Here is a 13,039-nt window from a genome sequence, read left to right as displayed (position 1 = left end):
GATGCGCGTTGCCATCACCGGTGCAGGAGCCGTGGGCCGCTCGATCGCCCGCGAGCTGATCGACAACGGCCACCAGGTGCTCCTGATCGACAAGTCACCCAGCGCCATCCGCCCGGAGCGGGTGGCGCACGCCGAGTGGCTGCTCGCCGACTCCTGTGAGCTGTCCTCGCTCGAGGAGGCCGAGCTCGACAAGTGCGACGTCGTCATCGCCGCGACCGGCGACGACAAGGCCAACCTCGTGACCTCGCTGCTCGCCAAGACCGAGTTCGGGGTGCCGCGCACCGTGGCGCGCGTCAACCACCCCAACAACGAGTGGCTCTTCACCGAGGCGTGGGGCGTCGACGTCAACGTCTCCACCCCGCGCATCATGTCGGCCCTCGTCGAGGAGGCAGTCAGTGTCGGTGACCTCGTCCGGCTCTTCACCTTCCGCCAGGGCAACGCCAACCTCGTCGAGATGACCCTGCCGCCCGAGTCGCCCTACGTCGGCACGCCCAGTGGCCTGGTGCCGCTGCCCGACAACTGCTCGCTCGTCACCATCCTGCGCGACGGACAGGTCTACACCCCCACCGGCGACCAGCCGCTGGAGGCCGGCGACGAGCTGCTGTTCGTCTGCCCGACGGAGATCGAGGAAGAGCTCGAAGCACTGCTCTCGCCGCGGGACCGCCGCTCCTGACCTCCGGGTCAGCCCGCTGGCTGGCCCATCGGTGTGTGGTTGCGCGCCAGGACCCACACCATCGCCCCCAGGGCCGCCAGCTGCAGCGGCCAGCCCAGGACGACCTTGAGCACCCCCAGGGCAGCCACGGCTGCGTCCGGGTCGACCGAGCCCGCATTCCCGGCCAGCCAGATCGGCGCCTGGACCAGGACACGCAGCAGGCACGGCAACGCCAGCAGCCAGGTCAGGCGGGTGCAGAGCTTGACGACCTGCTTGTCGTCGTGCCAGGCAGTGGGGTCGCCGGTGACGCTGCCCACCATGAATCCCACGACCGGCCAGCCGATCAGGCAGGTCACGGCCAGCACCACGGCGTAGCCGGAGTTGTAGAGGATTCCCGGCAGGAAGTAGGCCAGCGCCTGCTCCTGCTCGCTGCCTCCGCTCGCCGCCGAGCGCGCCACGAAGAGCCAGCCGATGCCGATGCCGACCAGTGCGTTGACGACGAACTGCACAGAGGAGCGCTGGACCAGGCGGACCAGGAGCAGCACGACGGCCACCGAGACGCTGATGGCCAGCGCGAGGCGCAGCTCACGGGTGGTCAACCACAAGATCGTGAAGGCGATGGTGGGCACGGCGGCCTCGACCATGCCGCGCCGGCCGCCCAGCGCCTGGGCCAGCTGACGGCGGACGACCGCCTCGACGGTGTCGACGGTGGGGCCCCGGCCTCAGGGTGCGGGCCGGGGGTGGCTGCGCCGGTCACGGGATCAGCTCGTAGCGGGGATTGAAGAGCACCCGGTGCCCCGAGCCGGTGCCGATCCGGCCCTCGACCCTCATCGCCCGCCCCGGTCCGACGCCGGCGATGCGACGACGTCCGAGCCACACGATGGTGATGACCCCGCTGCCGTCGTCCAGCTCGGCCTCGAGCGCGGGGACGCCACCTCGGGGACGAAGAGTGACGGTCCGGATCGTGCCGCGAAGGACCACCCGGTCGCGGTCCGGCGCGTCCTGGATGCTCACCTCCCCGGCCGCCGCGTGCGTGGCGCGCAGGTCTCGCGCGTGCGCCTCGCCGCTGTCGGCCCAGCGGGCGAGGCTGCGACGCAGCCGGCCACGGTGCTCGGGGGTCAAGACCCGGTCACCGGACCCGTCGAGCCTGGTCGGGCAGGATCGCCGGGAGCGGCTCGCCGACTGCCATCGCACCGGCACCGCGGCGTACGACGACCTGGGCCAGCGCGTCCTCCCAGTCCTGGGCGCCGTCGGGCTCGACGGCCGGGCGGCCCCGGAAGCTCGCACGCAGCAACCAGCGCTCGCCGTTGACGCCGAGGATGCGCGCGGGCTGCAGGGTCACCGTCCCGTCGGGCATCTGCGTCGGCACCTGGCAGAACAGCTCGGGACCGAACGGTCCCTCGCGCTCCTCGGCCTGGCCACCTCGCCCGGTGATGTCGGCCGCGATCTGGGGACGCACGGTGCTCCAGAGGTCGCCGTTGCGTGGTGCGGCGAAGGCCTGCATCTCGAGGGCGCCGTCCTGGGCGGCCAGCATGACCGACTGCACGACCCCGCTCTTCTCGTCGACCTGCAACCTGAGCTCACGCTCGCCGGGAGCGATCAGGAGCGAGCCGAGGTCGACGCGCTCGATCCCGTCGTCGGCGACCTGCGACTCGTCGAAGGGGCCACCCGTGCGAGTGACCGGTCCGTCCTGTGCAGCGTCTGGCTCAGTGTCCTGCCCAGTCTCCGGAGCGGGCTCGAGAGCCTGCTGCGCGGTGGGCTCCGACTTGCGACGGAACTTCACGACTCGTCACTCCATTCATGGTGCTGCGGACTCGGGCGGAGCGTGGTTCACGCGGGCGTGAAGCCACCAGTAGAACCGTAGCCCCCATCGCCACGGGCGGAGTCGGGCAGTGTCGCCACCTCGACGAAGCGGGCCCGCTCGAACCTCTGGATCACCAGCTGGGCGATCCGGTCGCCGCGACTCAGGCTCACGGGTGCCTGCCGGTCGTGGTTGACCAGCAGGACCTTGATCTCACCGCGATAGCCCGCGTCCACGGTGCCCGGGGTGTTGACGATGGAGAGCCCGTGTCGCACCGCGAGCCCCGACCGCGGGTGGATGAGTGCGACGAAGCCGTCGGGCAGCGCCAGCGCCACCCCGGTCGGCACGAGCGCCCGCTCCCCCGGGGCCAGCGTGACGTCGACGCTGGAGTGGAGGTCGGCCCCTGCGTCTCCCGGGTGGGCGTAGGCAGGCAGCGGGAGATCCGGATCTAGACGGACGATCTGCACGTCCAGGCTGGCGTCTGACACGGGCGGTGAATCTACCCGCCACCGCTCTGGCCCACACGTCCCCATAGGCTCTGAATCGTGGAATTCGCCGAACGGCTCACGGTCCCCCTGCGGTGGTGGGTCCAGGGGACCATGCTCGTGGCCACCTTGTGGCTCGCGCTGATCGTCGCGATCCCGTCTGCCGTGGCGTGGACCGTGACCGGTCTCGCAGCCGCCCTGGTGGCGGGCATGTTCCTCAAGTACGGCGCCGCCCGGGTCAGCGTCGCGGACGGAGTGCTCCACGCAGGTCGCGCCCACATCGCGGCCGAGCACGTCGGCGCGGTCACCGCCCTCGACGCGGAGGCCATGCGACTGCAGGCCGGCCGCGACGCCGACGCCCGGGCCTTCCTCCTCCTGCGGCCCTACCTCAAGCGCGGAGTCAGGGTCGACCTGACCGACCCGACCGACCCGACGCCCTACTGGCTGATCAGCTCACGCCGCCCCGAACGGCTTGCTGCCGCCCTGAGGCAGTCTGCCCCCGCTGGGTAGGGTGGTCGGCATGGCTTCCGACTCAAGCAAGGTTTGGTCAGTCTTCTCCCTCGCCGCCGCCCTCGGCGCTGCAGCAATGGCGAAGAAGGGGCTCAACACGACGTGGCGCGCCACCACGGGCAAGAACCCGCCCGCCAACCCGGCCGACCCCGACGTGGACGTCAAGGAGGCCGTGGCCTGGGCCGTCGTGAGCGGCACGATCATCGCCCTGGCCAGGATGTTCGCCACCCGACGGGCCGCGAACTACTACGCCCGTTCGACCGGTCACCTGCCCCCGGGGCTCCAGAAGGACAACCAGAACGCCGACGCGGCCGACGCCCCGAAGACCTGACCCCGCTCCTCAGACACGCCTGAGGCCGCGGTCCCGACGTGGGATCGCGGCCTCGTGGCGTGGTGGTCAGTCGCAGTCGCGACAGATCATCTTCTTCGCGTCCGCGAGCTGCGAGCGGTGGTGCACCAGGAAGCAGCTGCGACAGGTGAACTCGTCCTCCTGCGTGGGCATCACCTCGACGGCGAGCTCCTCGTGCGAGAGGTCGGCGCCGGGCAGCTCGAAGGACTCGGCGGCCTCCGTCTCGTCCTCGTCGACCTTTCCGGAGTTCTTGTCGTGGCGACGAGCCTTGAGCTCCTCGATGCTCTCTTCGCTCTGGTCTTCCTCGGTCTTGCGCGGCGCGTCGTAGTCAGTTGCCATGTTCGTCTCTCTTGTCGTCCGCACGAATCCCGGATCGCGGGTTTCGTCCTGCTCGTCGGCGCCAGATTGTGCACCATCGCCCCCGCGGCCCGCACGGCGGTCCATCGGTCACGCCTGAACCGATCGCAGCCCCCCTGTATTCCCGGCCCCGTCCGGTCTCCTCAGGCCAGGAAGCCGGCGGCCCGCAGGGCGGTGACGAACTCGTCCCAGGCGGCGGCAGGCGCAGCAGTCACGAGTGCGTTCACCGGACCGTCCGGGACCACCTCCGGGAGCCGGCCGGGCAGCAGGCCGAAGCGCCCACCCGCCTCGGTCACGATCAGCGCGCCGGCGCTGTGGTCCCAGGGCTGGGGGCCCTCCTCGACATACGCGTCGCCGGTCCCGTCCGCGACGTGGCACAGGTCGAGCGCGCACGAGCCGAGTCGCCGGATGTCACGCACGTGGGGCAGCAGGGCGGCCACGCAGGCCGCCTGGTGGGCGCGGACCTCGGCGCGATAGCCGAAGCCGGTCAGCACCAGGGCCTGTGACAGCGGCGGCACCGTTCGGCGTACGGCGATGGGCCGGCCGTCGCGCGTGGCACCGGCGCCGCGGGCTGCGGCGTGCTCGGTGCCGGTCGTGCCGTTGATGACCGCCCCGGCCACCACCTCGCCGTCGACCTCGGCAGCGATCGACACCGCCCACTCGGGCAGGCCGTAGAGGTAGTTGACCGTCCCGTCGATGGGATCGACGATCCAGCGGACGCCGCTGGTCCCGGCGTGGTCCTCGCCCTCCTCGCCCATGATGGCGTCGTCGGGGCGAGCCGCCAGGAGGCTCGCGCGGATCAGCTCCTCGCAGGCGCGGTCTGCGGCCGTGACGACGTCGACGGCGCTGCTCTTGGTGTCGGCCACCTCGACTCCCCCGGCGTGCATCGAGCGGGCGAGCGCGACCGACTGGCGTCCGACGTCGAGTGCCAGGTCGCGCAGGACGACCGGGAGGCCTCCGGTCACGCGTCGGCTCCGCAGAGGGCAGGGCGCGGGCCTCGCGGGTTGGGGCAGCACCCCGCTGCGCAGATGTCGCGCCACGCGCCGATGTTGCCCACAGCGGCGCGGGTGACGTCCTCGCCGCGTTCGACGGCCGCGCGCTCGAGGAGCAGGTCGCGCGCCATCGCGACGAACCGGGTGTCGACGCCGGGGGTCGCGGCACGGACCACTGCGAGACCGACCTCGACCGCGGTTTCAGCTGCTTCGGTGTCGAGGTCGTAGACGACCTCCATGTGGTCGGAGACGAACCCGACCGGGATCAGCACGGCCGACCGGGCGCCGCCTGCTGCCAGCGCCCTGAGGTGGTCGTTGACATCCGGCTCGAGCCACGGCGTGTGCGGGGAGCCGGATCGGGAGCAGTAGACGAGGTCGTGGGCGTGCCTCCGACCCGTCTGCGCCTGGACCCGCGCGGCCACCTCGCCGGCGACGTCGACGTGCTGACGGACATAGGCGTCGCCCTCGGGTCCGCTCGTGCTGGCCATGTCGGTCGGGATCGAGTGGGTCACGAAGAGCAGCACTGCCTCGTCACGGACGTCCTGGGACAGCTCGGCCAGGGCTGCCAGGGTGGCGTCCACGACGGGCTCCACGAAGCCCGGGTGGTTGAAGTACTGCCGCAGCCGGTCCAGCCGCGGCGCGCCCTCGACCGCGGCACTGGCCTCCGCGAGGTTCTCGCGATATTGCCGGCACGACGAGTAGGACGAATAGGCAGAGGTGGTGAGCACGGCTGCTCGGGTGATGCCGTCGTCGCGCATCTGCGCCAGGGTGTCGGCGAGGTAGGGATCCCAGTTGCGGTTGCCCCAGTAGACCGGCAGGGAGATCCCAGCGCCTTCGAGGTCCTCGCGGATGGCAGCCAGCAACGCCCTGTTCTGGTCGTTGATCGGGCTCCGACCACCGAAGGCGAAGTAGTGCTCCCCCACCGCCTCGAGGCGTTCGCGCGGGATCCCGCGGCCCCGCGTGACGTTCTCCAGGAACGGCACCACGTCCTCCGGCTTCTCCGGGCCACCGAAGGACAGCAGCAGCAGGGCGTCGTAGGGCGAGACGTCTGGACCGGAAGGGGCAACCATGGTGCTCAGCCTAGTGAGCGGGTCGAAGCCCACTAGCCTCTCGGCATGGCTGGGTGGACGAACTGGGCAAGCACCGAGACTGCGCACCCCCAGGAGATCGTCACACCGCGTGCCACGCAGCAGATCGTCGACCAGGTCGAGCATGCCCGCGCCCACGGCCGGAAGGTGAAGATGGTGGGGTCGGGCCACAGCTTCACCGGCATCTCGGCCCCAGTCGACGTCATGGTCATGCCCCACGCCCACACCGGGATCCTCTCGGTGGACCGCGACGCCATGACGGTCACCGCGCTCGCCGGCACACAGCTCCACGTGCTCAACTCCGAGCTGGAGCGCATGGGGCTCTCTCTCTACAACATGGGGGACATCGCCGAGCAGACGATCGCCGGCGCGGTGTCCACCGGCACGCACGGCACGGGCGGGACCGCGTCGTCGATCTCCGCCCAGGTCGCCGGCTTCACGATCGTCACCGGTCACGGTGAGGTGGTCTCGGCGTCGCCGACGGCGTCGCCGGAGATCTTCGAGCTGGGCCGGGTGGGACTCGGTGCGCTGGGGATCCTGACCGAGATCACGTTCCGGGTCGTGCCCCTCTTCGGGCTCGCCGCCCACGAGCGGTCCGCCACCTGGGGCACCCTGCTGGCGACCTACGACGAGCTGACCTCCACCCACGACCACGTCGACGTCTACTGGTTCCCCCACACCGATCAGGTGATGGTGAAGACCAATGACCGCCTCCCCGGGATCGATGGACTCAGACCGCTGGGGCGCTGGAAGCACTGGGTCCAGGACGAGCTGTTCGCCAACACGGTGTTCGGGGTGCTGACCGACGTCGGGGTCCGGGCGCCGGCTGCAGTGCCCAGGATCAACCGCCTCGCAACCAGCTCGTTGTCCGAGCGTCGCTACAGCGACGTCGCCCACAAGGTCTTCACCTCGCCCCGCCGCGTGCGGTTCAAGGAGATGGAATACGCGGTTCCGCGCGAGGGCGGCCTCGAGGTGCTCGAGGCGGTGCGCCGCAGGATCGACCGCTCGTCGTGGCAGATCGGGTTTCCCATCGAGATCCGGGCGACGCCGGCCGACGACGTGACCTTGTCGACGTCAGTCGGCCGCGAGTCGATGTATCTCGCCTTCCACGTGCCCGCGAGGGCCGACCACGCGCCATACTTCGCCGGCGTCGAGGAGATCCTGCGAGCAGCGGGCGGACGACCGCACTGGGGCAAGATGCACACGATGGTCGCCGACGACCTGGCCTCGGTCTATCCGGGCTTCGAGGACTTCCTGCGGCTGCGCGACCGCCTGGATCCCGAGCGGCTGTTCACCAACCCCTACCTCGACCGCGTCCTGGGCATCTGAGGGCGGCCTCACACGTTGGCCGGACCGCGCGGCTTCGGAGCGCGCAGGTCGAGGGCGATGGCGAGGAGTCGCAGCGCCAGGCACACCCCGAAGCCGGACGCGGCAACCACGCCGAACGGCATCCCGAGGTGGTCCAGCCCGACCGCGATCCCTGCGCCGACGAGCGCTGGGGTCGCGTAGAGGTTGCCGCTGAAGACCTCGGGCGGACGACCGGCGAGCAGGTCTCGGACCATCCCGCCGCCGATCCCGGTGACCATGCCCATCAGGGCGGCCGGGACCGGTCCCAGGCCGTACTCCACCGCCTTGAGCGCGCCGGTCACGCAGAACAGGGACAGGCCGAAGGCGTCCGAGAGGTTGACCACGCGCTCGAGCCGGCCGACGGTCGGGTGGAAGGCGAACGTCACCAGCCCGGCCGCGATCGGCACGAGCAGGTAGCGCCAGTCGGCCAGGGCCGCGGGTGGGGTCGCATCGATGAGCACGTCGCGCAGGAAGCCACCCCCCAGGCCCGTCGTGCCGGCCAGGACGAGGACCCCGAAGACGTCGAAGTGCTTGCGGACTGCGACCAGCGCACCGGAGATGGCGAAGACGAAGATCCCCAGCAGGTCCAGGACGACGAGTGCGGCGCCTGCGTCGGTCGCGGGTGGGATCACCGTCCAACGCTATCGGCAGGCACGCCGCTCGCGTAGCGGCTGTGCGGGGTGTCGCTGGCGTAGGCTCGGCGAAACCCGGCACACCAGTCGAAACAGGCGTGTCGTCGACCAGCTCCACGCACGGGAAACAGGAGTGCAGCACCCATGGCGCACCTCACGCTTGCGGGACGAAGCGATGATGGCAGGCGCTTGCTGCTGGTGGACGACAACGGCGCCGAGTTCACCCTCGACATCGACGCCTCACTTCGTGCCGCCCTCCGCGGCGAGCACGCCCGCATCGGCCAGTTGGAGATTGAGATGGACAGCGCCCTTCGCCCCCGTGACATCCAGACCCGAATCCGGGCCGGCGAGACGCCGCAGGCGGTGGCGCAGGCAGCGAAGACGACTGTCGAGAAGATCATGGCGTTCGCCGCCCCCGTGCTGGCGGAGCGGGCCCACGTCGCGCAGCGTGCCCAGACCTCCTCGCTGCGGCGGCCCGCGGGTGACTCCGGGGCTCGCACGCTGGGCGAGGCGGTGGGGGCACACCTGCGCTCGCTCAACGTCGACCCCTCCCAGGTCGAGTGGGACGCCTGGCGACGTGAGGACGGCCGCTGGACCCTCACCGGGGCGTTCGCCCTGGCACAGCGCAAGGGCACGGCCACCTTCGCCTATGACCTGCGCGGCAGCTTCGTCACTTCCGAGGACGACGACGCCCGCTGGCTGGTGGGCGAGGCGGTCGGTCGCTCGGCCGCCGCAGCCCTGGCCCGCGACGACCTCAAGCAGGCCCGCGCGCGCAGGCTCAGCTCCGTGCCTGCCGACGAGCTGCCGCTGGGCGAGGACGCCATCGAGCTGGTGGCGGACGAGGTCGTTGCCGACGAGGCTCCGACCGATCCCGCCGCGGCTGTGGCAGCCCCGGCCGAGGACGTCGCCCCGGAGCCGACACCGGCCGAGGACGAGGTCGAGGTCGACGAGCAAGCCGGCCAATCAGCCGACCCAGGCGCCGCGGTCGATCCTGCCGCTGCCGAGCCGGCGTCGCGGCGACCCGCCCGGAAGGGCCGCGGACGGGCGTCGGTGCCGAGCTGGGACGAGATCATGTTCGGCGGGCCGAGCGACCAGGGACGCGGCTGAAGCAGCGCGCCTCGACCCTCGCCAACGCCGGTGGCGGTGATTAGTCTCCGCACATGTCGTACTTCGTCACCGGTGCCACGGGCTTCATCGGGCGTCATCTGGTCGAGGAGCTCCTCGGCCGTCGCGAGGGAGACATCTTCGTCCTGGTCCGAGAGACCTCACGCAGCCGCCTCGAGGCACTTACGCGGCAGTGGGCCTCCGACCGGGTGATCCCGGTCGTGGGCGACCTCGCGGAGCCTGGCCTGGGCGTGGACGAGGAGTGGGTCGAGGCACAGACCGGCAGGATCGAGCACTTCTTCCACCTCGCCGCCATCTATGACATGACCGCCGACTCGTCGACCAACGACGCGATGAACGTCGGCGGGACCCGGCACGCACTCGACCTCGCGGAGCGACTCGGGGTCGGCTGCTTCCACCACGTCTCCAGTGTCGCCGCTGCCGGTGACCACCACGGCAGGTTCGACGAGACGATGTTCGACGAGGGACAGCACCTGCCCTCGGCATACCACCGGACCAAGCACGAGTCGGAGGCGATCGTCCGCGACGAGTCGACGGTGCCCTGGCGGGTCTATCGCCCCTCGGTCGTGGTGGGGCACTCGGAGACCGGAGAGATGGACAAGGTCGACGGGCCCTACTACTTCTTCCCCCTGCTGAAGCTGCTCCGCGACAACCTCCCGGCCTGGCTGCCGCTGGTCGGGGTCGACCTGGGCGACACCAACGTCGTCCCGGTCGACTACGTCGCGAGGGCGATGGACCACCTCGCCCACCTTCCCGATCGCGACGGCGAGGCCTTCCACCTGGTCAACCCCGAACCGCAGCCGGTCGTCGACACCATCAACCTGTTCTGTACGGCGGCCGGCGCGCCCCGCTTCGCCACCCCGATCGACCGACGGGTCACCCGGGCGGGTCCTCTCGCGCTGGTGCCACGGATGCTGCGACCGTCCGGCGTCGTCGGCGCGCTGGTGCGCTCCGGCCCGATGCAGGCAGTCCTGGACCAGACGATCGGGAGGGCTGGCATCCCGGCCGAGGTGCTTGGCCACACGAGCTTCTCCGCGGTCTTCGACTCGCGTCGCACCGAGCAGGCGCTGGCGGGGTCCGGCATCGCCGTACCCGACCTGGAGTCCTATGCCGACACCCTGTGGAGCTATTGGGAGGAGCAGCTCGACGAGTCCACGGGACGCAACGTCGCCAACCGCGCGGCGCTCCAGGGCAAGCACGTCGTGATCACCGGCGCTTCCTCCGGGATCGGGCGGGTCACCGCGCTCAAGGTGGCCCAGGCCGGCGGCGTCCCCGTGCTGGTGGCGCGCGGGAAGGACAAGCTGGAGGAGACGCGGGCCGTGATCGAGCAGCGCGGCGGCCAGGCACACGTGTTCCCCTGCGACCTGTCCGACCTCGACGCGATCGACGAGCTGTGTGAGCGGCTGGGCGCCGAGCTGCCCACCATCGACTTCGTCGTCAACAACGCCGGCCGCTCCATCCGCAGGTCGCTGCGCCTGTCCCAGGACAGGTTCCACGACTTCGAGCGGACCATGCAGCTCAACTACTTCGGGGCCATCCGGCTCGTCATGCGCCTGATGCCCGCGATGCAGGAGCAGAAGTCAGGGCACATCGTGAACGTCTCGTCGATCGGCGTCCAGACCAACCCGCCACGGTTCTCGGCCTATGTCGCCTCGAAGTCCGCCCTCGACTCGTGGTCCAACGTGGTGGCGAGCGAGGTCGTCGGCAAGGGTGTCACCTTCACCAACATCCACATGCCCCTGGTGCGGACGCCGATGATCGCACCCACCAAGCTCTACGACCGCTTCCCGACGATCTCGCCCGCGCAGGCCGCCGACATCCTGATCAGGGCGATGGTCGAGCGCCCTCACGAGATCAACACGGCGCTCGGGAACGCGGGGGCCATCGCCCACACGGTGATGCCCAAGACTGCGTTCCGCGTGCTCAACATGGCCTACCAGGTCTTCCCCGACTCGGCCGCAGCGAAGGGCGAGGAGGTCGAGGGCGGGACCCGCGAGTCCGAGCAGATCATGCTGGCCAGGCTCTTCAAGGGCGTGCACTGGTAGCAGCGCGAGGTTCACCCTCGCTCGACGGGGTGCTCCGGGTCGGCCACCCAGCCGCTCCAGCTCGACGCGAACAGGGCTGAGTGGATCCCCGCGACCTCCATGGCCAGGATGTCGTGGGTCGCGGTCACCCCCGACCCGCAGTAGGCCGCGACGTCAGCGCCCTCGGTCGCGCCGACGCCCGCATAGAGCTCGCGCAGCTCTGCCGCCCCGCGGAAGTGTCCGTGGTTGTCGAGGTTGCGCGCGGTGTCGACGTTCACGGCACCCGGCACGTGCCCTGCCACCGGGTCGACCGGCTCGGCCTCCCCCCGGAAGCGCTCGGGGGCTCGCGCGTCGACGACGACGGCGACGCGCTCCAAGGCGTCGGCGCCCACCAGCCGCATCGAGCCCGGGCTGCCGTGGAAGTCGCCGCGCTCGGGGACGACGTCGCCGGTCTCGACCTCTCCCCCGCAGCCAACCAGGCCGGCCAGCCCCCGTCGAGGACGCGCACCGACCGGTGGCCGTAGTGCCGTAGGAGCCACCAAGCCCGCGCTGCCGCCCGGCCACCCCAGTCGTCGTAGACCACGACCGGGCGCTCCAGCCCCACGCCGACCGCCTGCATGGCCGCGATGAAGTCGGCCGGCTCGGGGAGTGGGTGTCGTCCGCGCTCGTCCACCGGATCGCCGGGGCTGCTTGCCAGGGCGGTGTCGAGATCGACGTACGACGCCCCGGGGACGTGACCTGTCGTGAACTCCTCGCGACCCGGGGGCCCGCCCAGGCGGTAGCGGACGTCGAGGATCGTCAGGTCCGCGTGGTCCTGCCGCAGGTCCTCGACGGTGATCAGCGGTGATGTGTCCACGGATCCAATCTAGTCCTGTGACACCATCTCCTCCCGTGGCTGAACTGCACTTCTTCACCGGGACGATGGACAGCGGCAAGTCGACCCTCGCGCTGCAGACCAACCACAACCATGCGGCCCGCGGTCGGGTGGGGAGGATCTTCACGAGTCGCGACCGCTCGGGCGCCGCCGTCGTCTCCAGTCGCCTCGGCCTGACCCACGAGGCGCGCGAGGTCGACCCCGACTTCGACTTCTGGCGCGACATCGTCACCACCCTCACCGCCGGCGGTCGCGTCGACTACCTGATCTGCGACGAGGCCCAGTTCTACACCCGCGAGCAGATCGACCAGCTCGCCAAGGTCGCCGACGAGCTCCAGATCGACGTCTTCGCCTTCGGCATCCTCACTGACTTCCGCTCCCACCTCTTCCCCGGCAGCGCGCGGCTCGTCGAGCTCGCCGACCGGATGAACGTCCTGCAGGTCGAGGCGCTCTGCTGGTGCGGCAAGCGCGCCACCCACAACGCCCGGACCGAGGACGGGATCATGGTCACCGAGGGCGATGTCGTCGTGGTCGGGGACGTCGAGTCCGAGGCTTCTGCCGACACCTCTGCCGAGCCCGCCCACGTGGCCTACGAGGTGCTCTGCCGCCAGCACCACCGCCGGCGACTCACCGCCGCCCGGGCCAAGGCCGTCTCCCTGGCGCCCGAGCCGCTGCCCTTCGGCTGAGGCGGCGCCGAGGTAAAGACACGGTGAAGCGGCTGCGCCCAAGGGCCCCCGCGGCGTACAGTCTGGCCTGGGAAACACGGCGGGGTGGTGGCGCCCAGGCACGGACTGACGTCCGCG

17 protein-coding genes are annotated in these 13,039 nt (G+C 70.9%); 7 read left to right on the top strand and 10 right to left on the bottom strand.

Going from position 1 to position 13,039, the window contains the following annotated elements:
* The first annotated feature begins 1 nt into the window (after nucleotide 1).
* Complete coding sequence (locus tag G7071_RS13800) at nucleotides 2-673, top strand: potassium channel family protein (RefSeq protein WP_166319683.1); 672 nt, start codon at nucleotides 2-4, stop codon at nucleotides 671-673.
* Nucleotides 674-681: 8 nt separating this feature from the next.
* Here the strand turns inward: G7071_RS13800 and G7071_RS13795 are convergent, their stop codons facing one another.
* The 4 genes from G7071_RS13795 to dut form a co-directional block, all read right to left on the bottom strand.
* Nucleotides 682-1,281, bottom strand: a complete 600-nt coding sequence (locus G7071_RS13795; protein WP_246210028.1) for a DUF3159 domain-containing protein — start codon at nucleotides 1,279-1,281, stop codon at nucleotides 682-684.
* 124 nt (nucleotides 1,282-1,405) lie between these two features.
* Nucleotides 1,406-1,774 (bottom strand): OB-fold nucleic acid binding domain-containing protein, encoded by a 369-nt coding sequence (locus G7071_RS13790; protein WP_166319679.1) that lies wholly within the window; start codon nucleotides 1,772-1,774, stop codon nucleotides 1,406-1,408.
* A 7-nt stretch (nucleotides 1,775-1,781) separates the two neighbouring features.
* A complete protein-coding gene (locus tag G7071_RS13785; protein ID WP_166319677.1) occupies nucleotides 1,782-2,435 on the bottom strand; it encodes a DUF3710 domain-containing protein in 654 nt (217 codons plus the stop codon).
* Nucleotides 2,436-2,482: 47 nt separating this feature from the next.
* Entirely contained in the window at nucleotides 2,483-2,941 is a 459-nt protein-coding gene (gene dut / locus G7071_RS13780; RefSeq protein WP_246210026.1) for a dUTP diphosphatase, read from the bottom strand.
* A gap of 57 nt (nucleotides 2,942-2,998) precedes the next feature.
* On the opposite strand from dut, the gene G7071_RS13775 reads away from it, so the two are divergent.
* Both G7071_RS13775 and G7071_RS13770 read left to right on the top strand, forming a co-directional pair.
* Nucleotides 2,999-3,448 carry a DUF3093 domain-containing protein gene (locus G7071_RS13775; protein ID WP_246210024.1) on the top strand — a complete coding sequence of 150 codons (450 nt, stop codon included), beginning with the start codon at nucleotides 2,999-3,001 and terminating at the stop codon, nucleotides 3,446-3,448.
* Between the two features lie 10 nt (nucleotides 3,449-3,458).
* Entirely contained in the window at nucleotides 3,459-3,779 is a 321-nt protein-coding gene (locus tag G7071_RS13770) for a DUF4235 domain-containing protein (protein ID WP_166319675.1), read from the top strand.
* Between the two features lie 66 nt (nucleotides 3,780-3,845).
* On the opposite strand, the gene G7071_RS13765 is transcribed toward G7071_RS13770, so the two are convergent.
* From G7071_RS13765 to G7071_RS13755, 3 genes are all read right to left on the bottom strand, one after another.
* The gene (locus tag G7071_RS13765) at nucleotides 3,846-4,136 is read right to left on the bottom strand and encodes a DUF4193 domain-containing protein (RefSeq protein WP_166319673.1); all 291 of its coding nucleotides are present in this window, start codon (nucleotides 4,134-4,136) and stop codon (nucleotides 3,846-3,848) included.
* 161 nt (nucleotides 4,137-4,297) lie between these two features.
* Entirely contained in the window at nucleotides 4,298-5,119 is an 822-nt protein-coding gene (locus G7071_RS13760; protein WP_246210022.1) for an inositol monophosphatase family protein, read from the bottom strand.
* On the bottom strand, nucleotides 5,116-6,216 hold the full coding sequence (locus G7071_RS13755) for a ferrochelatase (RefSeq protein ID WP_166319671.1): 1,101 nt from the start codon (nucleotides 6,214-6,216) through the stop codon (nucleotides 5,116-5,118). The genes G7071_RS13760 and G7071_RS13755 overlap by 4 nt, the downstream gene beginning before the upstream one ends.
* Nucleotides 6,217-6,261: 45 nt before the next feature.
* On the opposite strand from G7071_RS13755, the gene G7071_RS13750 reads away from it, so the two are divergent.
* Nucleotides 6,262-7,563, top strand: a complete 1,302-nt coding sequence (locus G7071_RS13750; RefSeq protein WP_166319669.1) for a D-arabinono-1,4-lactone oxidase — start codon at nucleotides 6,262-6,264, stop codon at nucleotides 7,561-7,563.
* A gap of 8 nt (nucleotides 7,564-7,571) precedes the next feature.
* Here G7071_RS13750 and G7071_RS13745 read toward each other — a convergent pair whose 3' ends face one another.
* Nucleotides 7,572-8,213: a trimeric intracellular cation channel family protein gene (locus G7071_RS13745; RefSeq protein ID WP_246210021.1), complete on the bottom strand. Its 642-nt coding sequence runs from the start codon at nucleotides 8,211-8,213 to the stop codon at nucleotides 7,572-7,574.
* A gap of 198 nt (nucleotides 8,214-8,411) precedes the next feature.
* Here G7071_RS13745 and sepH point away from each other — a divergent pair, with 198 nt between their 5' ends.
* Together sepH and G7071_RS13735 are read left to right on the top strand one after the other, a co-directional pair.
* On the top strand, nucleotides 8,412-9,320 hold the full coding sequence (sepH, locus tag G7071_RS13740; protein WP_246210648.1) for a septation protein SepH: 909 nt from the start codon (nucleotides 8,412-8,414) through the stop codon (nucleotides 9,318-9,320).
* Between the two features lie 53 nt (nucleotides 9,321-9,373).
* On the top strand, nucleotides 9,374-11,383 hold the full coding sequence (locus G7071_RS13735) for an SDR family oxidoreductase (RefSeq protein WP_166319665.1): 2,010 nt from the start codon (nucleotides 9,374-9,376) through the stop codon (nucleotides 11,381-11,383).
* An 11-nt stretch (nucleotides 11,384-11,394) separates the two neighbouring features.
* On the opposite strand, the gene G7071_RS19390 is transcribed toward G7071_RS13735, so the two are convergent.
* Both G7071_RS19390 and G7071_RS19385 read right to left on the bottom strand, forming a co-directional pair.
* The gene (locus tag G7071_RS19390; RefSeq protein WP_246210020.1) at nucleotides 11,395-11,754 is read right to left on the bottom strand and encodes a sulfurtransferase; all 360 of its coding nucleotides are present in this window, start codon (nucleotides 11,752-11,754) and stop codon (nucleotides 11,395-11,397) included.
* Nucleotides 11,637-12,218, bottom strand: a complete 582-nt coding sequence (locus tag G7071_RS19385) for a sulfurtransferase (protein ID WP_246210019.1) — start codon at nucleotides 12,216-12,218, stop codon at nucleotides 11,637-11,639. The genes G7071_RS19390 and G7071_RS19385 overlap by 118 nt, the downstream gene beginning before the upstream one ends.
* On the opposite strand from G7071_RS19385, the gene G7071_RS13725 reads away from it, so the two are divergent.
* Entirely contained in the window at nucleotides 12,209-12,922 is a 714-nt protein-coding gene (locus G7071_RS13725; protein ID WP_215727625.1) for a thymidine kinase, read from the top strand. The two genes, G7071_RS19385 and G7071_RS13725, sit on opposite strands and share 10 nt — an antisense overlap.
* Nucleotides 12,923-13,039: the final 117 nt, after the last annotated feature.

This window comes from Nocardioides piscis, from assembly GCF_011300215.1.
GTDB classification, from domain to species: Bacteria; Actinomycetota; Actinomycetes; order Propionibacteriales; family Nocardioidaceae; genus Nocardioides; species Nocardioides piscis.
The sequence above is the reverse complement of the archived record's forward strand: the minus strand, read 5'-3'. Positions and strand labels throughout refer to the sequence as shown.